Here is a 22,005-nt window from a genome sequence, read left to right as displayed (position 1 = left end):
AGGCCGGTGGCGGGCAGGCTACGGGTGGCGGCCGAGGTGGGCGTGGTGGTCGAGGCGGCCGTGGCGGTGCAGCCGGAGGGCGTGCTGGCGCCGGAGCCGCCCAGGTCGAGATCACCTTCAGTGCACCCGATGGGTCCCAGTTCGCGACCGTCAACGGGAGCGTGAGCGAGGGTATCAACCGGGTCAGCTGGAACATGCGCGGTGAAGCTCCCCCAGCCGCGGAGCCAGGACTGTACGAAGTGCGCGAGCAAGAACGGATGAAGACGCGTGCGCTGGAAGTTCAGGACTCTCTCTTGGCCGAGGGTTGGGAGGCATCGGCGCTGACCCCAATCATCCAGCGCTTCACGGGTGAGGCCACAGGATTTCCAGGTGGCTTCGGCGGCCGGGGCCGTGGTGGCTTTGGTGGTGACCCGGAGCGCTTCACGGAGCGCCCAGGTGAGTCACAGCCGGGCGGCGGCGGTGGTGGCTTTGGAAACTTCGGGCAGATGCGCACGCTGGCCGAGCTGATCGCACCGGGTGGTGGTATCCAGTCGCTCTTCCGTCGCTTCGGCGCTGGTGGTGGTGGCGGCGCCCCGTTGGCGGAACCCGGCACGTACAGCGTAAGCATGACAGTAGGTGGGCAGACGTGGAGCCAAGAGTTGGTCGTGGACCGCGTCGGCGACCTCTCGGGGAGCAACTCCCCGTTCCAGAACGAGGAGAGCTACGGCGAGGCTGAACTCGAGTGGTTCTTCGAGTGGATGCGCGCGCGATAGCCATCTAGCTGTCCAGGGCCTGAGCGGCCGCCCGGTCTCCTCGACCGGGCGGCCGTTACCTTTTACGCCACATGTCAAAAACACCGCCCGGGCCCTTCGAGTCTCCGGTTTCCGACCGTGACCGTACGGCCATCTACCTGTCTATCCTGCTCGCGCTGTTCTTGGCGGCCATAGACCAAACCATTGTGTCGACGGCGTTGCCCAAGATGGTCGAGGACCTCCAGGGCGTGGAACGCTACGCCTGGGTCGCGACGGCGTACCTGCTGGCTTCGACCTCGTTCGCGTTGGTGTACGGCAAGCTCGCCGACACGTATTCCCGGAAGATGGTCACCCTCGGAGCGATTGGTCTTTTTCTCACGGGGTCTGTTTTGTCCGGCCTTGCGGGCATGTTCGGCCCACTGCCTCTCCTCGGCGACGGAATGACGCAGCTCGTGCTCTTCCGCGGGCTCCAGGGCACCGGCGGTGGCGGGCTGTTTGCTATGACGTTCATCGTCATCGCGGATCTCTACACCCCGGCGGAACGAGGGAAATACCAAGGTTTCGTAGGGGCTGTCTTTGGGGTCGCCTCGGTCCTCGGGCCATTAATCGGCGGCCTCCTCACGGACCATGCCGGCGGATGGATTCCGGGTGTGGCTGGGTGGCGTTGGGTGTTCTTGGTGAACGTGCCGCTGGGTGGCCTGGCCCTGTGGTTCATCATTCGCAAGATGCCGCGCCTCGATCCAAAGGAAGTTCAGGCGAGCCCCGATATCATGGGTGCACTTCTGCTGCTTGGAGGGATGCTTCCGTTGATCTTGTCCCTCCAACTCGACAAGCGTGCCTATCCATGGCTGCCTGGCCTGGGTCAGGGCGCACCGGTCGGCGATCTCGCCTCGTGGGTGACGCTTCTGCTCTTTGGAACGGGCGTCGCAGTGCTGACCTTGTTCGTTCGGCGTTCGAAAACGGCGACCGGGCCCATTCTGGACTTCCGACTCTTCGACGAGCCTGTGTTCCGGACCGCCAACACGACTGCATTTTTCGTGGGCGCGTCGTTCATGTCGATCACGATTTTCCTGCCGCTGTTCTTGGTGAGTGTGCTCGGGGTGTCGGCGACCCGCGCCGGTGCAGCTCTGATCCCGTTCTCGATGGGTCTCGTGTTCAGCGCGACGATGTCGGGTCAGTTGGTGAATCGTCTGGGGTATCGCAGGCAAATATCGGGCGGCCTCGTCGTCTTCTTGGCCGCGGCGGTGCTGCTCGCGCTCATGCCCGCAGATGTCCAATACTGGCGGGTGACGCTCTACATGGTGATGTGCGGCCTGGGTGTGGGCCCTGGGATGCCACTCTTCACACTCGCGATCCAAAACGCTGCCGACGTCAGATTGATCGGACAGGCCACGAGTGCTTCTCAGTTCTTCCGGCAGACCGGAGCGACTGTCGGCGCCGCGCTCATGGGCACTGTCCTAGGGTTCACGCTCGGTGGGGCATTCGCGTCATTGGACACCGAGATCCCAGAGTTGGCCGGATCCGGCATCGTGATCGAAGAATTCGTGTCCACGGGGGGGGCAGGGCTCCGAGATGAGGTCATCGCCTCTTTCGAGATCCGAGCCGCATCAGCGACGACGGCTGTAGCCGCCACTGCTATTCGGGACGAAGGCATCAGCGTCGTGGCGCGGCTTGAGGTGGCCGTCCGAGACGCCTTCACAAGAGCGACGAATCGCATTTATGGGTTCACCGCACTTCTCATTTTGGCCGCCTTACTGTTCTCCCTCCGGATTCCGGAAGTGCCGCTCCGGACCACTCACGACCGAGCTTCTCCGGCGAAGCATGACGGCGAGAGTCAGGCTTAAGTTCACGAATCCCTGGTCAGATGCCCGCGATCGGAGCAGCTTTAGCGATACGAATCGCCCTCCCGGCTCAACATTGCTGACATGATCAAAAACATTGTGGTGCTTGCGTTCGCGCTCCTTGCTATCGCGATGGCGGTACCGAGTTCGCGGGCCAAGATCCAGAGCGACTACTTCGCGCCTATTGTGAACAGCGTGAACGCCAAGCTCGTTCCCGCTCGCCTCGACGCCATGACAGAGCAGCTGGACGTGCGTCTAGGGCGAGGCGAGGGCTTCCCCGGGAATTGGGAGGCTTGGCTGCGCCGTGACTTTTCCGGCGTGGGCGAGGACCCTTGGGGCAATGCTTATTACCTGGAGCAGGGGAGGAGGGGTTACACCGTCGGCTCCATGGGGGCAGATGGAGTGCAAGGCACGGAGGACGACATCACCGCGACCAGCGACGTGACCCCCAGCTGAGCTTCAACCCAGTGGCGTGATCTCGATCTTCGAGATATGAAGATTCAGTGCGTGATTCACTCGGAAGCCAAAGACACCGTCTACGCTCGCTTCTGAGCGAGGCACGGTCGCGACCTGCTCAGCTCTGAGGTCGCCAGGAATGTCCATGTCAGGGCCCCAGTAGAGGGCTGCCGGACCGGATCCGACATGCCAGCCTGGAGGCATCTCGACGCATGTGTCGAGGTCTGCTTCGGTCTGTCCGGGGCGACCAAAACGAACGGTCCAGCCATCGGGTCGATCGAAGTCCTGAGCGGCCAAGGGAGCCGCACAAATGGCCAAGAACCGGAGGGATGCGAGCTTGCGCATGGCCGGTCTCCGGGACGGCTGAATTTCTTCGGCGAAGGTCGGGTGCCCCGATATCAGTGTCAAATTTTGTGGGACTTCTCCGGACATGCCCGCCCACACCGGGAGCCACGGTCTTCAAGACAGGGCACTCGAGATGGCATTCCGGCCGGCCAGGGACATCAACTTTGGTGCTGATTCCCATTCGTTCAGTGCTGAGGAGCAGGGAGCTCTCGCGGAGATCCACTCCGCCAATGAACTCGACCTGACACGTACACCTCGGTACACGAGCAAGCTGTCTGCTACGATGGGCTTCGCTTACGTCATTCAGCACGATGCCATGGCGACGATTGGGCGGCTCGACGAAGACATGACGTGGTTCTACCTCATGCTCAACTCGATCGTCTATCTGACTGAGCAGCCCCTGCGCCAGCCGGCGTGGGGCTCTCGGCTCGCGGCTGCTCGCCCCTTGCGGCGGGCGGTCAACGCCGGCCGTTTACTCCTCTGCACATCCAATGGAGAGGAGTTTCCATGTTCCGCCGTTTTGTGGTTCTCGCGCTCGCGCTCGCGACGCTGATGGTCCCCGAGCTTCACGCCCAAACGCCGCTTCAGACGGCTATCGACGGGATGCACTTCCGTGAGATCGGTCCGGCAATCATGGGGGGACGTGTCGCCGATGTCGCACCGATTGAATCGAAGCCGACGAGCTTCTATGTAGGCCTCGCGACGGGCGGAGTCTGGTTGACGGAAAACAACGGCATGTCGTGGACGCCGCTCTTCGACGATCAAGAGTGCGCTTCTGTGGGTGACGTCACGGTCTATCAAGCCAATCCCAACGTGGTGTGGGTCGGGACGGGTGAACCCCAGAATCGCCAGAGTTCTCCCTGGGGCTGTGGTGTCTTCAAGTCCACGGACGGTGGCCAGACATGGAGCGACATGGGCCTCACCGAGACGCGGCACATCAGCAAGATCGCGATCCACCCGAGTAATCCTGACGTGGTCTATGTGGCGGCGGTGGGGCACCTGTTCGGCTCAAATGAAGAGCGCGGGGTCTATAAAACAGTGGACGGCGGCGCGAACTGGGAGCGCGTCCTGTACATCGATGAACACACCGGTGCCATTGACATGGTCATGGATCCGTCTGACCCCAACACACTCTTTGCGGCGATGTACCAACGCGAGCGGAAGTCATTCGGCTTCAGCGCGGGCGGAGACGGCAGTGGTCTCTATCGTAGCACGGACGGCGGAGCCACATGGACAGAGCTGACCGAGGGGCTTCCGGCAGGTGACAAGGGACGCATCGGCATCGACGTGTACCGGCGCGACGGCAACCTCGTGTACGCCCTCATTGAGTCGAACCAGCGTGGGCGGGGCCTCTACAAGTCGACGGATCGTGGTGAGAGCTGGGAGCGTGTATCCACCAGGAACCCCCGTCCCATGTACTTCAGCATGGTGCGGATCGACCCGAATAACCCTGAGCGTATTTACCTGGGCGGCGTGGCGTTCTCCGCATCGGATGATGGCGGAAAGACGTGGTGGCAGGGTGATGCGGCGGAAAATATCCATGTTGACCACCATGCCTTGTGGATCGATCCCAATAACTCGGACTACGTGGTGCTGGGCAGCGACGGCGGTATTTCCACGAGCTGGGATGGTGGGCAGACGTGGCGACACCACAACAACCTCGCGATCGGGCAGTTCTACGAGATCGGCGTTGATATGAGCGAGCCGTACAAGGTGTGCGGCGGCCTACAAGACAACAGCTCTTGGTGCGCCCCCAACGAGACCAATACTCCATACGGGGTGAAGAACCGTGACTGGGTCGACATCTGGGGAGGGGACGGTTTCTACAACAAGATCGACCCCAACAATCCGAACCTCGTATACACCGAGTCGCAGGGCGGCAACTCAGGTAGGGTGAACTTGGCGACCGGGGAGGCCCTGACCATGCGTCCGAATCCTCGCCCGGGGCCGGACGGTGAAGTGGAGGCGTATCGCTACAACTGGAATGCCCCCATTGCCATCTCTCAGCACAATTCCAACACGATCTATGTCGCCAACAACCACCTGATGCGCTCTCTGGATCAGGGCCTGACGTGGGAAGAGGCCAGCCCGGATCTGACCAACAACATCGACCGTGACTCGCTGCCCATTATGGGTGAGTTGGTGACTGACGCGACGTTGTCCCGCCACGATGGGCAGAGTCAGTACGGCACGATTTCAGTGGTCGAAGAGTCTCCGCTTTCCGCGGACATCGTGTATGTGGGTACAGACGATGGAAACATTCAGGTGACGCAGGACGGCGGTGCCACGTGGACGAACGTGGCCGCGAACGTGGACGATCTGCCGGCATTTTCCTACGTGAGTCGAATCGATGCATCACATCACGTGGCCGGGCGGGTGTACGCGTCCTTCGACCGTCATTGGGACGATGACTACCAAGCGTACGTCTACGTCAGTGAAGACTTTGGTGATTCGTGGGAGATGATCACGAACGGACTTCCGGCCTGGTCCGTGAATGCCGTGCGTGAGCACCCTGGGAGTCAGAACCTCCTCTTTGTCGGGAACGAGCAAGGTGTGTTCGTGTCGGTCGACCGCGGCCAGATGTGGAATCGCATGACGGGTATGCCGACGGTTCCGGTGGACGACATCGTCATTCACCCTCGGGACAACGACCTCGTCTTAGGCACGCATGGTCGCAGCATTCTGATCCTGGACGACCTCTCGCCGCTCGAACACATGGCGGGAGGAACAGTCTTCGATAAGAGCGCATATCTGTTCCCAACGCCGACCGCGACGGAGTACTTCCGATTGGGTGGCTGGCCTTTCTGGGGCGACCTCTATGAGTCGGAGAACCCGCCTGACGGCGCGGTGATTCAGTATTGGCTGGCGGGCGAGCAGGAGGACGCGGTGGTGAAGATCCTCACGGCGACCGGACAGACCGTCCGCGAGCTCGAGGCGAGCGGGGACGAAGGCATGAACCGTGTCGTTTGGAATCTCAGGGAGTCCGCCCCGATCGAGATTCCACCACAGGCGCCGGGTGGCGGCGGTGGCGGCGGTGGGGGCGGTGGGCGAGGCGGCGGTTCTCCGCAGGGCCCACTGGTACTGCCGGGCAGCTATGTCGTTCAGCTCGAAACAGCCGACCAGGTCGTGCAGCAGGAGGTGACGGTGCAGCTCGATCCGCGTGCTGAGGTGAACATGGTTGCTCTTCGCGCTCGTCAGAGTGCCGCGAGGAGTGCCGCAGAGATCAACGGCACGATGACACTGGCCAACCGCGCGCTCCAGCGTCTGACGGGGCAGCTCAACGAAGCCACGGAGCTTCTCGACGAGTCCGGTGCGGATGAGGGACTCACGGAAGAAGCTGCACAGCTCACAGAGGCGCTCGATTCGCTTCGCAGTGAGATGCAGAGCGCGAGCCCCGGGCGTGCAGCGTCCGGTCTTGAGCGTAATGGAGGTCCGCCGAGTGCGGACGCCCTAGCGGCGATCGATCGGGCGTGGGACCTCGTGCCGGCAGTGGTGGAGTCGATCAACGAATACATCACGACTCATGTCCCGGCGTTCTATCGGAAACTGGATGCGGCTGGTGTGCGTCCGGATCCTGGTGAGCCTGTTGCGGTACCCAGGCGGGGACGACGCTGATGTCGTGCACGATGCGCGCCGGCAAATGGGGTTGAGGAGCTTGGATTGAGCGACGAAGAGGAGAAGACGATCCTTCCGGAGAAACGGCCGGGGAAGCGTTTTGGAGACGACGAAGTCGGCGCGATTCTCCAACGTGCGGCGAATATGCAGGAATAGGCCGTCGCGAAGACAGACGGTGCGTCGGGTGGCCTCACGTTCCTCAGCGACGGCGACTTCGCGACTCTCTTCTGAAAGCGCTCATTACAAAGAGGAGGTCGAGGCCATCTGGGCGCGCGCCACAGGTTGGAAAGGATTGGGGCGCCAACATGGGTCCAGAGTCTGCTGAGATCTGGGGGAGCTGGGGTCGTCTCTCGAAGGCGGCCTTCAAGGCCGTCGCGAAGTCGGACTTCGAACAGACCGAGAAGGTGCGCGAGATCCTAGATCGTGCCCGAAAGGAACTCGAGGAACTGTAGCTGCTCGAATAGGCGCGCTGATTGCGTGAGCCTACTTGGCGGAAAGAGTGGAGGCGGTCACCCGACGGGTGACCGCCTTCTTTCATGTGGTCGGTCCGCGTACGTTCACAGGGTCTACGCGATAAAGGGGTTCGAAGCTGACCGTCAGCCATTCTATAGGCACCCAGCTATCCGGCGTCCGGTATCGGAAGCCGGAGCAAGCCGAGGGCTTCCCGTTTACGGTGCCGTCTATCGCGTCACTTGATTCGATGCCGCTAGAGACTCCGGTCACTGTCCTGGTTGGAGAAAACGGGACGGGGAAGTCGACGTTCATGGAGGCGCTCGCGATCGCGTGCAAGTTGCCCGCGGTTGGCTCATCGCGTCTCGAGACGGACAAGACACTCGTGGCGCAGCGCCGACTGGCCAATCGCCTTCGGTTGATGTGGCGCGGTCGCACCCATCGTGGCTTCTTCCTGCGTGCCGAGGACTTCTTCGGCTTCCAGAAGCAACTCGCTTCCATGCGCGCGGAGCACGAGGCGGAGGTCGCCCGGATTGATCGAGACTTGGCAGGGTCGTCGAACTACGCCCGTACCCTCGCCAAAGGGCCGCATCGCGCCTCGATAGGGCAAATGGAGGGTCGGTATGGACGAAACCCGGATGCGGCATCACACGGAGAGGCATTTCTGAACCTCTTCGCGCAGCGCTTGGTCCCCCAGGGCCTATTTTTGCTGGATGAGCCAGAGGCGGCGCTTTCTCCGCAAAGCCAACTCGGTTTCTTAGCGATGATCCGGGACTCGGTCCGGACCGGCTCGCAGTTCGTGATTGCGACGCACTCACCCATCTTGATGGCCATTCCGGGCGCGACGATCTACTCATTCGACAACGGGGCTGTGAGTCCCGTCGGCTTTGACGACCTTGAGTCTGTGACTCTGGTGCGTGACTTCTTGCAGGCCCCTGAGCGGTACTTGCGCAGGATTTGGGAGGACCAGGAATGAAGCGGTTTCGCTTGGTGGCGACCGGTGCAATGCTCGTCGCTCCTCTGTTTTTGTTCGCCCCGGCGGCGGTCGCGGCGCAGGCACTGACGACTGATCAGGAGACGCGGATCACCGAAGTGTTCTCCGACCTGGAAACCCCGGAGTCCCCGGGCGCTTCCGTAGCGATTATCCGCGGAGGGGAGATCATCTACTCTCGGGGTTTTGGTAGTGCCCAGTTGGAGTACGGGCTCCCTATAACTCCTGAAACCGTTTTCCACGTGGCATCCGTGTCGAAGCAGTTCACGGCGATGGCGGTTCTCTTGTTGGCCGCGGAAGGGAAGCTGGACCTCGACGACGACATTCGGACGCACATGCCCGAGGTCCCGGATATGGGCGGTCTGGTTACACCTCGACATCTGCTGCAGCACACGAGCGGAGTGCGTGACCAGTGGCAGCTCTTGGCGATGGCTGGCTGGCGGATGGACGACGTCATCACCAAAGAGCACGTGAGGCGACTCCTCTCGAAACAAGAGGAACTCAACTTCGAACCCGGTACCCGGTACCTATACAGCAACATGGGCTTCAGCCTCGCGGCTGACCTAGTCGAACGAGTATCAGGGATGCCGTTTCAGGACTTCGTCGGCGAGAGGATCTTCCAGCCGTTGGGGATGGGAGCTACTCACGTGCACGATGACCACCGACACGTGGTGCCGAACCGAGCCTATTCCTATGCAACCCGTCCTGGTGGTGGCTTCGAGAAGCGTGTTCTGAGCTTCGCGAACCACGGAGCTACCAGCCTCTTCACGACGGCGGAAGATCTCGTCGCGTGGCTCGACAACTTCCGGACTGTTGAGGTCGGAAACCCGGAGTCGCACCGCGCGATGCAGACCCGAGCGGTGCTCACGGATGGCGACACGGTCGGCTACGGACTCGGCCTGTCGGTCGGCCCGTTCCGGGGCGTGCCGCGGGTTGGGCACGGCGGGTCGGATGCCGGATTCAGGAGCAACGTGTCGTGGTTCCCCGAGCAGGAGTTGGGGATCGTGGTTCTGTCGAATCTGGCAACGGGGAATCCGGCCCTTCGGGACATGCGGATCACCATGATCCTTCTCGAGGACGAACTGGGCGCGCCGCCCGCACCTGCGGGTGAGACTGCATCGGATGAGTCCGGGGAAGTCCAACTCTCGCAAGCAGACCTCGAGGCCCTCGAGGGTCGATTCGCGAGCCCTATTGGTGTGGTAGAGCTTGAAGTGCGTGAGGGTGCGCTCTGGGCGACGAGTCCGGACACGGTGCGCCTCACGGCCACGTCCTCAACCACTTTCCAGGCTGAGGACTTCCCGGTGTCGCTGACGTTTCACGTCGGCGAGGCGGCGGACTCGATCACGTTGCTGCAGCGCCAGTCTGGTGTCGAGATCATGGCGCGTCGAGAGGCCGTGAGCCCAGAGTTCGCGGACTACACCGGCCACTACTACAGCCCGGAAATCGAGACGATCTACGAGATCCGTCAGATCGAAGGAGGGCTGGCGGTCTACAACCTCAAACTCGGCGAGATCCCGCTCAATTCCGAGGGGCGCGCAGACGCTTTCTTCACGCAGGTGTTCCCGCTTGGGTCCATACAGTTCTTACGGGATGACTCCGGCGCGGTGGCGGGCTTCCGGGCCACACGTGGGCGGGTGCTCAATCTGAGGTTCATAAAAATGGACGGAGGTCTCCCGAGATGACCGACTCGAAGCCCCAAGACGGGAGTGGCGGAGACGTAGCCGACCCGGCCGCAAACGACGCGGCTGCTGGCTTTGCGGTCGACGATCGCTTCGCACGGTTCAGTCAAAAGTTCGACATCTATTCTCGGGCGTTCTGGGACCCAGAGATCCACTCGGAGAAGACGGATCGGTTTTTTGAGACGTATCGGACGCCGCTCAAGACGTGGAAGAAGACCGAAGGGTTCTCGCAGAAGGACTACGCCCTTCGAAACGCCTCTTGGCATCTCCCGGATATCTTTGCTGAGCTCAAGGAAGACGAGAATCGTCGCGAGGGATTTCTCGATCCGTTCACCGTTCATCGCCCGGGACCTGACCAGCAGGTACCGGTAGAATCACCGACCCAAATGGCGCGGGAGATCAAACACGTCGCGAAGGTCTTCGGCGCGGACCTCGTGGGGATCACCGGCTACGACGAGCGCTGGGTCTACTCGCACCAGTACAGCCGGCAGGGCGAAACAGAGAAGCCTCAGGAGCTTCCGAGCGACCTGCCCAACGTCATCGTGATCGCGCAGGAGATGGAGCGCGATCTCATAGACACGGTGCCGTCGGCGCTCAGCGGGACCGCGACAGGCATCGGGTACTCGTATGACACGCTCGTGCTGCTAGGGCTCGCCCAGTACATCATCAACTTGGGATACCGAGCTGTCGCGACCATGAACGACAGCGCGCTCGCCGTGCCGTTAGCGGTTAAGGCTGGGCTCGGTGAGTATGGAAGACTGGGTCTTCTCATCACGGAGGAGTACGGCCCCCGGGTTCGCATCGGGAAGATTTTCACGGACCTCCCGGTGAGTCACGACCAGCCCAAGTCGTTCGGTGTGAAGGAGTTCTGCACCATGTGCCGGCGCTGTTCAGATGCTTGCCCGGTGAACGCGATTCCGGATGGTCCCCCGTCAGACGAGGTGTACAACAAGTCCAACCTGGTCGGCGTGACGAAGTGGACCGTGAATGCGGAACCGTGCTTTAAGTTCTGGGCGAACCAGAACTCGGACTGCTCCATCTGCGTCCGCGTGTGCCCGTATAATCGTGGCGAGGGCTTCTGGCCTCGGGCGTGGCGCCGACTGGCGGGCACGCGCTTTCGCAGGCTCGCGCTTTGGCTCGCGGACAAGTTCGCGCCGGGTGATCGCTTAGGCCCGCACGAATGGTGGCGGCGCGGCACCGAGAAGTACTTAGGCCCGGACGATCGGACGAGCTGAGTTCTGCGGTCAGCCGTCCATGGCTGATCGCAGGCCGGCTTGCTGGTCGGGGTTGGGCAATTCCCATCCTTTCTCGTAGTTGAACACTTCGCGCAGAGGACGACTCCCGAACTTGCCGTCCATGATTTCTATGTGGTCTGCGTGCAGGAGTGCTGGGTGCTCCGCATCGCATGCGTGGCTCAGTCGAGTCAGCTCTTTCCGGAGCGTCACGACGTAGTTGGCGAGCCTGGCTGCTTTGTGGGTCGGATCGAGCCCCCGCACCAACCACTTGTTCTGCGTGGCGACGCCGGTGGGGCAGTGTCCTGTGTGGCAACGCTGCGCCTGAATGCACCCGATGGCCATCATGGCGCCGCGCGCAGTGGCGATCATGTCCGCCCCGAGGCAAAACGCGAGCAGGGCCTGTTGGGGTAGCCCGATCTTACCGGAGCCGATCCAAACGACGTCGTTGTGCACGCCGCGTTCGGCGAAGATCCGGTAGACACGACTGAATCCGACTTTGAACGGAAGGGCGACGTGATCCGAGAAGGCAAAGGGCGCCGCACCTGTTCCGCCCTCTCCACCATCGACCGTGATGAAGTCGACGCCGCGCGCCTCTGAAGCCATCCGGTCGGCAAGCTCCTTCCAGAAGTTGAGCAGGCCCACAGCTGATTTGATCCCGATGGGCAGCCCCGAGGCTTCTCCCAGGTCCTCCACGAAGTCTAAGAGTTCGTCGACGTTGGAGAATTCAAGGTGGCCGGCCGGACTGTTGACCGTCTCGCCTCGTGGGACACCTCGGATGTTCGAGATCTCTGCTGTGACCTTCTCTCCGGGGAGTACTCCGCCCAGTCCGGGCTTCGCACCCTGGCTGAGCTTGATCTCGATCGCACGCACCGGATGCGCCGCGACCTTCCTCAGGAACTCCTCTCGGTCGAAGCGACCGTCTGGTGCTCTGGCCCCGAAATAGCCGGTCCCGAGTTGCCAGATTAAGTCCCCCCCATGCAGGTGATGAGGTGAGATCCCTCCCTCTCCGGTGTTGTGGAGACACCCGGCGATGGCCGCCCCGCGATTGATCGCTTCGACCGCCGCGGACGATAGCGAGCCGAAACTCATGCCGCTGATATTCACGACGGACGATGGCCGGAACGCGTGCTTCCGGCCACGGTGTCCGCCCAGCACCTTCGCACAGGGGAGCGGATACATCTCGTCGGGGCGGGTCTCTTCGGGCCTGCCCAACGTGTGGTGCTTGATGATGAGGTAGTTGTTCGACTTTTCTAGATCGTTGTCCGTACCAAAGCCGGAGTAGTTGTTCTGCTTCTTCGACGACGCGTAGACCCAACGCCGTTGATCTCGGGAGAACGGCAATTCTTCGTCATTCGCGGTGACGATGTATTGCCGGAGCTCGGGCCCGACCGACTCCAGGACATACCGAAAGTGCCCGATGATCGGGAAATTCCGGAGGATCGCGTGTTTGGTCTGGATCAGGTCGTACAACACGACCAATATCAGGAATCCGCCCAGGGTGCCCCAGATCCAGATCATGACGTACCTCCAGTTATGGACGGTCGACTTCGTTGTGGCCTGCCGACGTGGTTGGATTCTAAGTCGCCCTAGCGAGCTACGCAGCGCACGGTGGTGGAGCGTTGGCACCGCGTCACGCATCGTTAGCTTTTGAGATGTCAAAAAGAACCCAACTTCCAGTGTCGGTCCTGACTTTTTTCGCCGTGACTCTCGTGGCGGCGCCATCCCTTCAGGGTCAGCACCCCGAAGGCACGCGGAGCGCTCCGGTGGAAGGTGCGGACTTCCGTGTCTACGAACGTGACGGAGACCTCGCGTCGTTCGCTGACATCCTCGCCGAGATCGAGTCCTTCGACGTCGTTTTGGTAGGGGAACAGCACGACGACCTGATCGGGCATGGCTTCCAGGCGTCGCTTTTGGGAGCGGCGTTCCAGCGGGTGCAGGCCGAACGTTTGGTTGTTCTTTCCATGGAGATGTTTGAGCATGACGTCCAGTACATCGTGGACGAATATCTGGACGGCCTGATCTCGGAGGACCACTTCATGAGCAGTGCGCGCCCGTGGCCGGACTATGAAGCCAGGTACCGCCCCATGGTGGAGATCGCGCGAGCCCATGGCTTGCCAGTGGTCGCGGCGAATGCTCCCCGACGGTATGTGAACCGGGTTTCCCGTGAGGGGCCCGAATCCCTATCGGACCTGCCCGCTTCCGCGACGCAATTTCTCCCGCCGCTCCCGTATCCAGGCCCTTCGGATGTATATCGGGCCCAATGGGACGCCGTCATGGCCGCTTCGATGGAAGAAATGCGGGCGCAAATGGACTCGATGGCGGCGGCCGAGCCGGCTTCGGAGCCTATGTCCGTCGCAGGAGAGGACGAGCCTGCGGAAGACGAGGAAGGAGAACGGGAGCAACACGCCTACGGGATGAGCCCCAACGTGATCTACTCCCAAGCGCTCTGGGATGCCGCGATGGGTCACCGTGTCACGAGTGCGTTATCCGAACACCCGGGATCACTCGTTCTCCACATGGCCGGGTCCTTCCACGTCGCGCGGGGGACAGGAATTCCCGAGCGCATCGAGGATTATAGGCCGGGGACTAGGGTGCTCTCGATCGTCATGGAGGCTGTCGAGGACATCGACGCCTGGGACGACGACGAGCACGATGGGTTAGGCGACTATGTGATCCTCACCAAGAAGCCTGCGAACCCGCACTCGATGCCTGAGAGTAACTGACGAAGGGCAGTACGTAAGCGCGGGCCTGAAAGACTCGGCGGTCAGCTCTCATCTCCAGCACCTCGGCTACTTCTTCAGGGTCAGACGGAGCACCCGCCCATCCAGTAGGGTGGCGTAGATCTCCCCCCGCGCGTCCTCGCCAAGAGACGTCACTGCGCCTGCCCGCTCCTCGACCAGGAGCAGCGGATCGGTTGCCTGGCCGTTCGTCCCCAACCTGAACGACCGGAGCCAGCCTCCGCAGTAGTCGGAGTACACGTACCTCCCGAGTAGGTCGGGGATCTCGAGCCCGCGGTAGACGTAGCCGCCCGTCACGGAGCATCCGTCGCCGTGACTGTAGACTGCTAGGGGGAAGGTGAACCCTTCTCCTTCACAGGAGGCACCACCGAAGCACTCCGAGCCCTCCATGGTATTCCATCCGAAGTTGTGCGCCGGCACCGCGATGGACACGACGTTGATCTCTTCCCACCGGTTCTGCCCAACATCCGCGACGTACATGTGCCCGCCGGAGTTTGTATCGAACGAGAATCTCCATGGATTCCGGAGCCCATAGTGCCAAACCTCGGCTCGGCGGGAGGTGTCACCGACGAACGGGTTGTCCGAGGGGATCTCATAAGGAGGGCCGAGCCGGTCCAGTACGTCTAAGCGGAGAATCGAACCGAGTAGGGTGGCGGGATCTTGGCCGTTCTCATCGGGGTCTCCCGCTCCACCTCCATCTCCGACCCCAACGTAGAGCATCCCGTCGGGCCCGAATTCGAGTTGTCCTCCGTTGTGGTTCGAGAATGGCTGCTCGATCTCAAGGTAGAACTTCCCGCTGGAAGGGTCCGCCCGATCACTCCGGTCCACATCGCGGTACTCCTCGAGGACTGTATTCCCAGCGGTGTTCGTGTAGTACACCCAGAACCGCCCAGTCGCCCGGTAATCTGGATCGAACGCGAGTCCCAGGAGGCCCCGCTCGCCGCCGTAGCCAACTCGGTCTGTGATGTCGAGAAATGGGACCGAGACCAGGGACCCATCTCGTATCACTCGGATGCGGCCAGGTTGTTCTATAACGAACAGGCGGGGGTCACCCGGAGGAGACACCGCGTAGACGGGAGCCTCGAGCCCCTCAGCCACTGCGACCCACTCCACTTCGAGATCAATCTCGGATGATGGTTCCAGGCCCAGCCCGGTCGATGAGGAACAGGCCGAGAGGGCGACTAATCCAAGCAGGACCCACCCCCTCCGAATAATCAGCGCCTGGGCGCTCCATCTGGGTTCCGCCCCGTGAGGGCGAAGTTGACACCTAGCGTGATCGCGCGCGGATCGAAGGGGAGCTCATCGAAGAAGCTCCACCGAGACTCGATCTGAACACCGATTAGGTCGCCGTTCCCTCCGCCCTTCAGGCCTGCGACGAGATTGTACCCTGTCAGCGTCTCACGAGGGTCGGAAGGATTGTCGGTAAGAATGGTGTTTCGCTGTGCGATGCCGCCGCCCACGTACAAACCACCAGAGCGGCCTCCTGTCACGAATACGAGGTCGGCATTGTACTGGTACTCTTTGAGGCCGTTGGCGAACGTCGCGCTGACGCTGGGCACGAGCTCGACCATACCGTTGCGTAGCACAGGGAGCCTGAGCTGTGCGCCTAGGAGCTCAGCGGCCGACCTGTCGTCATAGCCGATCGTCACCCCAGCCATCACCGAGGGCCAAGGGAGCTTGTCTTCACCGTCGTCCCTGCCTCTCCGTTGGGCCTCGGCATTGGACGGAATCGTGAAGGCCAGTGCCGTCAGGACGAGGGCGACTTGTAACGCACGAGATGTGGTTTGTGTCATTCTGGGGCTCTTGGTTTCGACAGATGAATCCGCAGGTGCTCTCAAAACGTTCCCTCAATCGGCTTGCGGCCGGGACGGGTCAGTAGGCGATATGACGCTTCTTCTTCAAATGCACCGTATCCGCGAAAAAGGAGGGTTGCGCGGGCTATGCCCGACTAAGCTGCGATAGGCTAGGCTGGCAGTACTCCCGTATGGGCGAGGTTCGCAACTGTTGTTTCACGAAAAAAGGTGCGGACCGCGACCGAAGTGCTCTTCCATCGGTCGTGCGCGGCGCACGGGTTCGTATCGCTGCATTCGCTGCGACCCAATAGGCATGCAGAACCGCTAACGAGGTGGTCAAAATGTTCAATAACGTCTTCGAGGGTCATCTCTTCAGGCCGCCGGGCCAGGTGGAAGTCACCCTTGGGGCCTCGAGTCGAATCCAGCACGTTACCGCGCGCCAGAACGTGCAGAATCTTGGAGAGGTAGTTCCGCGGGACGTCCAAGGCAGCCGAAATATCGTCAACTCGCACGGGCTCTCCGTATGCTTGCTCAGCGAGATACAGCGTCGCCTTGAGTGCGTAGACGGCAGTTTTTGAGAGAATCATCCGGTGGGGTCGGTTCTCAATGGAGGCTATTAGCATGAGAATATGAGCAATTAACGGTCGGGCAAACATGCCAGAGGGCTGACAGCTCCGTCCTTGCAAGAGGCGGACGCGTACGGCATCTACGACGTTCAACTTTGACTGCCGGTGGCCGACCCTCTGACTTATGTCCCTGAAGCGGTGGGCGGCAAGTGTGCAGTCGTGGCTGACCCAGGCCTGTACTACGGAGTTAACCGCATGTTTGCCTTATTTATCGAAAGGCACGGCATTCATATGCAGATCTTCGAGTCCATTCCCAAGGCGGAAGCCTGGCTGACCGGTGTCGAGGAATAGGCGCGAGCTTCTGCGCACTCGTGGCGCGGGGCGGCTAAACCGAAGCGTTAGCGACGCTGGCCTTTCACAAAGACCTGGATGCCGTCCGGCCGTGGGTTGGTGTAGCGGATTCGGACGTTGCCGTCGGCCGTCCGGTCTATGACTCCCGGGATCGAATTGGCCGTCAGATACCATCCGTCTGGGAGCACGACGGTGTTTCTCGGGCGCCCGAAATTTCGATCCCACACGAACTGGCCGCCATTCAAGACATAACGGCCGGCGTCGGTGTACGTCTCCCAGATTCTCAGCCGAACAGAGGCACCTTCCGGGACGGGGTCGAACCAGATGGCCACCACTTCCGTATCCGCAGTTGGTGCGCTGCCGATGTCCACGCCCCTAGCAGTGATTGCTGCCCCCTTGAGCTGTTCCACCTCGAGACGTGCGCCCGTGTCCAGGTTATAAGCCTCAGGGTCCGATGCCGAACTCCCGGTCCGTACGATGTTGATGTATCGGTCCATCCCGAGGCGCGACTCGGTGTAGTCGTGGAAGAGCCGGAACGAGTGGGTCTCAGGCTGCTGGAGGAAATACGTGATGTCCCTGTCCTGGAAGGCTCGTTCCGATACCACGTAGTCGACGCGAGCACGCGTGGGCGACCCGCCTCCCGTGGTGGGTACACGTTCGCCGCTTCGTGCTTCGCGAGTGGGACGGGCCGTACCCGCTGGGAGGGGTTGCGCCCTGATCTGGAGCGGCACACCTCCAGGCCCTGGATTCATGAAGCTGATGCGTAGGCGCGTGTCTTCTTCAGCATCCACCTGCACGGGATAGTTGGCGCTAACCAACTCGTAGCCCTGGGGGAGCACTACTGCGTTCCGACGGATGCCTAAAGACCGATCGAAGACGATCGTGCCGTCCTCCTCGAAATAGGACTCGTGGTCCCAATAGGTCTTATCGATGCGAACGCGGCCCTGACCGCCTTCTGGCACGGGGCGGGCGAGGGTCACCTTGATGTAGCGGCCTTCGAGGCCGGCGCGCGGGTGTCCGTTGGCTCGAGCGTGTGCTCCGTCCACAACTCCCCACTCGAGGGGATCTCCACTGTGGAGATCCGTGACACTGTGGACTTCCTCTTCGGCCCCGGCTCGGATGCTGTTGTAGTAGAAACGGGCTCCGGCTGTTGTGGCCGTGACGTCATAGATGATTCGAAATCCGGCGCTGCCTGGCTCTAGAAGCTCGTAACGCGTGTAGTCGTCGGTCTGGGTCTGGGGTGATTGTTGTGCACCTGTCGGAGCGACAAACAACAGGAATACGGCTATACCGAGGAATACGTTTCGACCTGTCACAAAAGCCTCCAGGGTGCGGGTTCCTGCGCGCGGCAGGAACCGTCCCCGTCAGGCTAGGTCTCGAGACGCCCCTCGGCTATAGCTCGGAGGACGTCGTTTCTGAAATTGGAGGCCGATAGATCAGGAGCGGCACATGGGAGCCACGGACGACCTTGTCGGTCACGCTGCCCAGAATGGCCCGGCCCAGGGTGGCAAGTTCTGGGTTCTCAAGGACCCTCCCGTAGGTGTGCCGCCGGTCGTTCGGATACAGACGGAAGCCGCGCGGACGGTTGATCGCGTGAAGCAGCTCCAGGACGTCGGTCGCGACTGACCGATGTGAGCGTGAAGACGGGTCGGGCAGGTGGGAGTAGCCAATCTGTCCCGCCCGTCGCACTCTTGGGCCTCAACTCCAGCCTATGGTGAAGCTCGATGTCTCGATTCGTTCGTGTAGTGGCCGTGTTTGCGACTCTTGTCGCGATCCCCACGGTGGCGATCTCCCAGACGGTAGAACAAAACGACAGTTCGGCGCGTGCGGCTCGGCGCGGGAATTCTCTCCCGTTGATTCCGACTCACTCCATGGAATTCACGGCTACTGAAGGCACGTGGATTTCGCTCGACCTGTCCCGGGATGGTGAGACAATCGTGTTCGAGCTGCTGGGAGACTTGTACACGCTCCCGGTTTCCGGAGGGATCGCGACGCGGATCACCAGCGGGCAGGGCTACGACATGCAGCCTCGGTATTCACCAGGTGGCGAGCATCTCGTGTTCGTAAGTGACCGAGATGGATCGGAGAATGTATGGATCGCCGACTCGGATGGGGCGAACGCCCGTCAACTCACCGATGGCGAACGACAGAACTACATGTCACCCGTGTGGACGCCCGACGGCGAATACGTGATGACGGCGAAGGGTACGCAACAATGGCTCTACCACCGTGATGGCGGTTCGGGTGTTCAGGTCACGGGGCATCGCGAGGACGGTGCGCCCGCGCCGGCGGCGCACTTCGGTGCCGCGTTCGGCAACGATGAGCGCTTCGTGTGGCTCAATGTCCGCGGTTCTGTCCCGAACGGATTGCGGGCGTCGGTCGACGGTTTGGTCGAAGAGCCCTTCGAGGAGAACTTCGGCCCGGACCATACCCCGCGCAGTTCGGCGCGAGAGATTGGGCCGTATCAGATCGGGATGTTGGACCGGGAGACGGGCCGCGTGCACGTGCGGACGCACGAACACGAAGGCGCGTTCCGACCCATGCCGAGCCCCGACGGTCGATGGTTGGTCTATGCTACGCGATACGACGCGCGTGAGGTTCTTAAGCTGCGCGATATTGCGACAGGCGAAGAGAACTGGCTCGTGATGGATGTGCAGCGCGACGAGTCTCAGGGCGGCGGTACGCGAGATCGGGACGTATACCCGGGCTCGGCCTGGACGCCAGATGGCAGCGCGCTCATTACGAGCTACGGTGGCAAGATCATGCGGGTCGAAGTGCCGTCGGGAGAAACATCGGAGATCCCCTTTTCGGCGCGGGTCGAGCAAGAGCTCGGACCGCGGGCGAAGTTCGAGTACCCGATCAACGATCGTGAACTGACGGTTTCGCAGATTCGTGGTGCCCGGCCTTCTCCTGACGGCGACCGCGTCGTGTTCTCTGCTCTGGATCGCTTGTGGGTGGCTGACCTGCCGGATGCTGCAGGGACGCAGGATGAGGGCTTCCCAGTCATCACCAACGCTGAACGCCTCACTGAGGCGATGGATGTGGAGCACGCGCCGGTGTGGTCGCCGGACGGTGAGTACATCGCCTATGTGACGTGGAACGACTCGGTGGGTGGCGACATCTGGCGCGTTCGCTCCAACGGTGATGGAGACCCCGAGCGCCTTACGACCATGTCCGCCTTCTTCGACAAAGTCGCCTACACGCTGGACGGCGCACGCCTCTTGGCGGTCCGTGGCTCGAAGATGCATCGGATGCGAATGCTCGAGGACTTTGGTGGGCACAGCGCCAACGCCGAACTCGAGTATGTGTGGTTGCCGGCAGACGGTGGGGACGTCAGCCGCATCACCTGGGTAGCGAGTGGTGCGACCCAGCAGGGCCGAAACGCTCCTCATGCGGGCCCTGATCCCGACCGGATCTATGCCTGGGCGGGCCGCGAAGGGTTGCTCTCCATGCGTTTCGACGGGACGGATGTACGCACGGTCGTGAAGGTCAGCGCCCCCTCGGCGGGGCCGGGGGGAGGCGGAGCGCCGGACGAGGTCGTGTTGTCGCCTGACGGAAAGCGCGCCCTGGTCCGGGCGAACAGGAACGTGTTCATGATCACCGTCCCTCCCGTGGGCGGCGAGGCACCAACCGTTTCTGTGGCTGGGTCGTCGTCCGTGCCGACGCGCCGGTTGACGACGATCGGGGGTGATTTCGCCGGATGGAGTGCAGACGGGCAGGTCGCGTACTACTCGATCGGGCGAAGCTTCTTTCAGTATGACATCGCGACCGGGGATGCACTCATTGCCGATTCGATCGCAGTGGCGAGGGCCGAAGCGGTGGCTGAAGCCGAAGCCGGCGACGAGCCCGAAGACGAGGCGGAGGAGGAAGCCGGTGCGGATGAAGACGAGGACGAGGAAGAGGAAGACGAAGGCCCGGTCTACGAAGCGGCCCGCTTCGATGTCGACATCACGGTTGATAAGGACCGCCCGGAAGGCACCGTCGTCCTGAGCGGTGCTCGCCTGATCACCATGAACGGCGCCGAGATCATCGAGCGCGGCGACATCGTGGTACGGGACAATCGAATTGTGGCGGTGGGTCCGTCCGGCAGTGTCGACATTCCCAACGGGGCCGACGTGCGGGACATGTCAGGTAAGACGATCTACCCGGGTCTCGTGGACATCCACGCACACGCTTGGGTCGCGTGGGGTGTGCATCGGGGTCAGGTGTCTCAGTTCTTGGCTCAGCTGGCGTACGGGGTCACCACCCAGCGAGATCCGCAGACGTCCTCGGAAGATATCGTCACCTACAGTGACCTCATGGAGACCGGCGAGCTGATTGGGCCACGTCTCTATTCGACCGGGCCAGGCATCTTCGGAGCCGATCAGATCAAGAGCCTCGACGACGCTCGCAACGCGCTCCGGCGGTATTCGGACCACTTCAACACCCAGACCATCAAGCAATATCTGGCGGGTGATCGGAAGGTCAGACAGTGGGTGATCATGGCGGCGAACGAGCTTGGCCTCACGCCGACCACGGAAGGTGGTTCGAACTTCACGATGAACATGACGCTCGCGCAGGACGGGTATGCCGGGCTGGAGCACTCCCTCCCCATCAGCCCATTCTTCGACGATGTGGTCCAACTCGGCGCAGCGAGCCAGATGGTCTATACGCCTACCTTCATCGTGGCCTACGGCGGGCCGTCTGGCCGGCAGTATTACCTGACGCACACGGAAATGGACGAGATCGAACGGCTGAAGCGGTTCACGCCGCACGACGAGCTGGACAAGTGGAAAAGCACGCAGTGGTACCGCACGGATCAGTACCCGCACTTCATCCACGCCGAGCAGCTCGTGAAATGGATGGAAGCGGGTGGCCAGGCTGGCCTCGGGTCACACGGTGAAGTCCAAGGGTTGGGGACGCATTGGGAATTGTGGATGATGGCGTCCGGGGGCATGGACCCTCATATGGCACTCAACATGGCCACCATCATGAGCGCAGACGCCATCGGCCTTGCCGGTGACATCGGCTCGATCGAGGTCGGGAAGCTCGCGGACCTTCAGATCCTGAACTCGAACCCATTGGATGACCTCCAGAACACGACCGACATCGAATTCGTGATGAAGAATGGCCGACTCTATGAGGCGGCTACGCTCGACGAGGTATGGCCACGGCAACAAGCGCTTCCGACCCAGTGGTGGTGGAGGGTCGAGCCAGGATCGGGGAACTAGCCGG

18 protein-coding genes are annotated in these 22,005 nt (G+C 61.9%); 12 read left to right on the top strand and 6 right to left on the bottom strand.

All coding sequences use genetic code 11. From position 1 onward, the window contains the following. The 3 genes from P8L30_14170 to P8L30_14160 all read left to right on the top strand — a co-directional run. Positions 1–752 (top strand): hypothetical protein (locus P8L30_14170; GenBank protein MDG2241346.1); only part of this gene is annotated, 752 nt, incomplete at its 5' end. A gap of 71 nt (positions 753–823) precedes the next feature. After that, on the top strand, positions 824–2,575 hold the full coding sequence (locus tag P8L30_14165) for an MDR family MFS transporter (protein ID MDG2241345.1): 1,752 nt from the start codon (positions 824–826) through the stop codon (positions 2,573–2,575). 81 nt (positions 2,576–2,656) lie between these two features. Then, the gene (locus tag P8L30_14160; GenBank protein ID MDG2241344.1) at positions 2,657–3,028 is read left to right on the top strand and encodes a type II secretion system protein GspG; all 372 of its coding nucleotides are present in this window, start codon (positions 2,657–2,659) and stop codon (positions 3,026–3,028) included. Positions 3,029–3,031: 3 nt separating this feature from the next. Here the strand turns inward: P8L30_14160 and P8L30_14155 are convergent, their stop codons facing one another. After that, entirely contained in the window at positions 3,032–3,373 is a 342-nt protein-coding gene (locus P8L30_14155; GenBank protein ID MDG2241343.1) for a hypothetical protein, read from the bottom strand. 85 nt (positions 3,374–3,458) lie between these two features. Here P8L30_14155 and P8L30_14150 point away from each other — a divergent pair, with 85 nt between their 5' ends. The 6 genes from P8L30_14150 (at position 3,459) to P8L30_14125 (ending at position 11,343) form a co-directional block, all read left to right on the top strand. Beyond that, on the top strand, positions 3,459–3,926 hold the full coding sequence (locus tag P8L30_14150) for a hypothetical protein (protein MDG2241342.1): 468 nt from the start codon (positions 3,459–3,461) through the stop codon (positions 3,924–3,926). After that, positions 3,881–6,988 carry a hypothetical protein gene (locus P8L30_14145; GenBank protein ID MDG2241341.1) on the top strand — a complete coding sequence of 1,036 codons (3,108 nt, stop codon included), beginning with the start codon at positions 3,881–3,883 and terminating at the stop codon, positions 6,986–6,988. Before P8L30_14150 ends, P8L30_14145 begins: the two co-directional genes overlap by 46 nt. 305 nt (positions 6,989–7,293) lie before the next feature. Next, the gene (locus P8L30_14140; GenBank protein ID MDG2241340.1) at positions 7,294–7,440 is read left to right on the top strand and encodes a hypothetical protein; all 147 of its coding nucleotides are present in this window, start codon (positions 7,294–7,296) and stop codon (positions 7,438–7,440) included. A 248-nt stretch (positions 7,441–7,688) separates the two neighbouring features. Then, positions 7,689–8,414: an AAA family ATPase gene (locus P8L30_14135; protein MDG2241339.1), complete on the top strand. Its 726-nt coding sequence runs from the start codon at positions 7,689–7,691 to the stop codon at positions 8,412–8,414. Continuing rightward, on the top strand, positions 8,411–10,111 hold the full coding sequence (locus P8L30_14130) for a serine hydrolase (GenBank protein ID MDG2241338.1): 1,701 nt from the start codon (positions 8,411–8,413) through the stop codon (positions 10,109–10,111). The genes P8L30_14135 and P8L30_14130 overlap by 4 nt, the downstream gene beginning before the upstream one ends. Further along, positions 10,108–11,343 carry a reductive dehalogenase domain-containing protein gene (locus P8L30_14125; protein MDG2241337.1) on the top strand — a complete coding sequence of 412 codons (1,236 nt, stop codon included), beginning with the start codon at positions 10,108–10,110 and terminating at the stop codon, positions 11,341–11,343. Before P8L30_14130 ends, P8L30_14125 begins: the two co-directional genes overlap by 4 nt. A gap of 9 nt (positions 11,344–11,352) precedes the next feature. Here the strand turns inward: P8L30_14125 and P8L30_14120 are convergent, their stop codons facing one another. Continuing rightward, a complete protein-coding gene (locus tag P8L30_14120) occupies positions 11,353–12,861 on the bottom strand; it encodes an FMN-binding glutamate synthase family protein (GenBank protein ID MDG2241336.1) in 1,509 nt (502 codons plus the stop codon). Positions 12,862–13,019: 158 nt separating this feature from the next. On the opposite strand from P8L30_14120, the gene P8L30_14115 reads away from it, so the two are divergent. Then, on the top strand, positions 13,020–14,066 hold the full coding sequence (locus P8L30_14115) for a ChaN family lipoprotein (protein MDG2241335.1): 1,047 nt from the start codon (positions 13,020–13,022) through the stop codon (positions 14,064–14,066). A 66-nt stretch (positions 14,067–14,132) separates the two neighbouring features. Here the strand turns inward: P8L30_14115 and P8L30_14110 are convergent, their stop codons facing one another. The 4 genes from P8L30_14110 to P8L30_14095 form a co-directional block, all read right to left on the bottom strand. Beyond that, complete coding sequence (locus tag P8L30_14110; protein MDG2241334.1) at positions 14,133–15,194, bottom strand: PQQ-dependent sugar dehydrogenase; 1,062 nt, start codon at positions 15,192–15,194, stop codon at positions 14,133–14,135. A 101-nt stretch (positions 15,195–15,295) separates the two neighbouring features. Next, positions 15,296–15,874: a hypothetical protein gene (locus P8L30_14105; GenBank protein ID MDG2241333.1), complete on the bottom strand. Its 579-nt coding sequence runs from the start codon at positions 15,872–15,874 to the stop codon at positions 15,296–15,298. Positions 15,875–16,044: 170 nt separating this feature from the next. Further along, positions 16,045–16,461, bottom strand: coding sequence for an Rrf2 family transcriptional regulator (locus P8L30_14100; GenBank protein ID MDG2241332.1), 417 nt, complete (start codon positions 16,459–16,461; stop codon positions 16,045–16,047). Between the two features lie 377 nt (positions 16,462–16,838). Beyond that, positions 16,839–18,107 (bottom strand): hypothetical protein, encoded by a 1,269-nt coding sequence (locus P8L30_14095; protein ID MDG2241331.1) that lies wholly within the window; start codon positions 18,105–18,107, stop codon positions 16,839–16,841. A 133-nt stretch (positions 18,108–18,240) separates the two neighbouring features. On the opposite strand from P8L30_14095, the gene P8L30_14090 reads away from it, so the two are divergent. Beyond that, complete coding sequence (locus tag P8L30_14090; protein MDG2241330.1) at positions 18,241–18,417, top strand: hypothetical protein; 177 nt, start codon at positions 18,241–18,243, stop codon at positions 18,415–18,417. A 98-nt stretch (positions 18,418–18,515) separates the two neighbouring features. Then, complete coding sequence (locus P8L30_14085; GenBank protein ID MDG2241329.1) at positions 18,516–22,001, top strand: amidohydrolase family protein; 3,486 nt, start codon at positions 18,516–18,518, stop codon at positions 21,999–22,001. Positions 22,002–22,005: the final 4 nt, after the last annotated feature.

The organism is Longimicrobiales bacterium, from assembly GCA_029245345.1.
In the GTDB taxonomy this organism is placed as follows: Bacteria; Gemmatimonadota; Gemmatimonadetes; order Longimicrobiales; family Gaopeijiaceae; genus CALFPJ01.
The sequence above is the reverse complement of the archived record's forward strand: the minus strand, read 5'-3'. Positions and strand labels throughout refer to the sequence as shown.

Bases quoted from the DNA above. Each gene is read 5' to 3' on its own strand.
- P8L30_14165 (MDG2241345.1), top strand. From the start codon at position 824: ATGTCAAAAACACCGCCCGGGCCCTTCGAGTCTCCGGTTTCCGACCGT.
- P8L30_14160 (MDG2241344.1), top strand. From the start codon at position 2,657: ATGATCAAAAACATTGTGGTGCTTGCGTTCGCGCTCCTTGCTATCGCG.
- P8L30_14155 (MDG2241343.1), bottom strand. From the start codon at position 3,373: ATGCGCAAGCTCGCATCCCTCCGGTTCTTGGCCATTTGTGCGGCTCCC.
- P8L30_14150 (MDG2241342.1), top strand. From the start codon at position 3,459: ATGCCCGCCCACACCGGGAGCCACGGTCTTCAAGACAGGGCACTCGAG.
- P8L30_14145 (MDG2241341.1), top strand. From the start codon at position 3,881: ATGTTCCGCCGTTTTGTGGTTCTCGCGCTCGCGCTCGCGACGCTGATG.
- P8L30_14140 (MDG2241340.1), top strand. From the start codon at position 7,294: ATGGGTCCAGAGTCTGCTGAGATCTGGGGGAGCTGGGGTCGTCTCTCG.
- P8L30_14135 (MDG2241339.1), top strand. From the start codon at position 7,689: ATGCCGCTAGAGACTCCGGTCACTGTCCTGGTTGGAGAAAACGGGACG.
- P8L30_14130 (MDG2241338.1), top strand. From the start codon at position 8,411: ATGAAGCGGTTTCGCTTGGTGGCGACCGGTGCAATGCTCGTCGCTCCT.
- P8L30_14125 (MDG2241337.1), top strand. From the start codon at position 10,108: ATGACCGACTCGAAGCCCCAAGACGGGAGTGGCGGAGACGTAGCCGAC.
- P8L30_14120 (MDG2241336.1), bottom strand. From the start codon at position 12,861: ATGATCTGGATCTGGGGCACCCTGGGCGGATTCCTGATATTGGTCGTG.
- P8L30_14105 (MDG2241333.1), bottom strand. From the start codon at position 15,874: ATGACACAAACCACATCTCGTGCGTTACAAGTCGCCCTCGTCCTGACG.
- P8L30_14100 (MDG2241332.1), bottom strand. From the start codon at position 16,461: ATGATTCTCTCAAAAACTGCCGTCTACGCACTCAAGGCGACGCTGTAT.
- P8L30_14090 (MDG2241330.1), top strand. From the start codon at position 18,241: ATGGGAGCCACGGACGACCTTGTCGGTCACGCTGCCCAGAATGGCCCG.
- P8L30_14085 (MDG2241329.1), top strand. From the start codon at position 18,516: ATGTCTCGATTCGTTCGTGTAGTGGCCGTGTTTGCGACTCTTGTCGCG.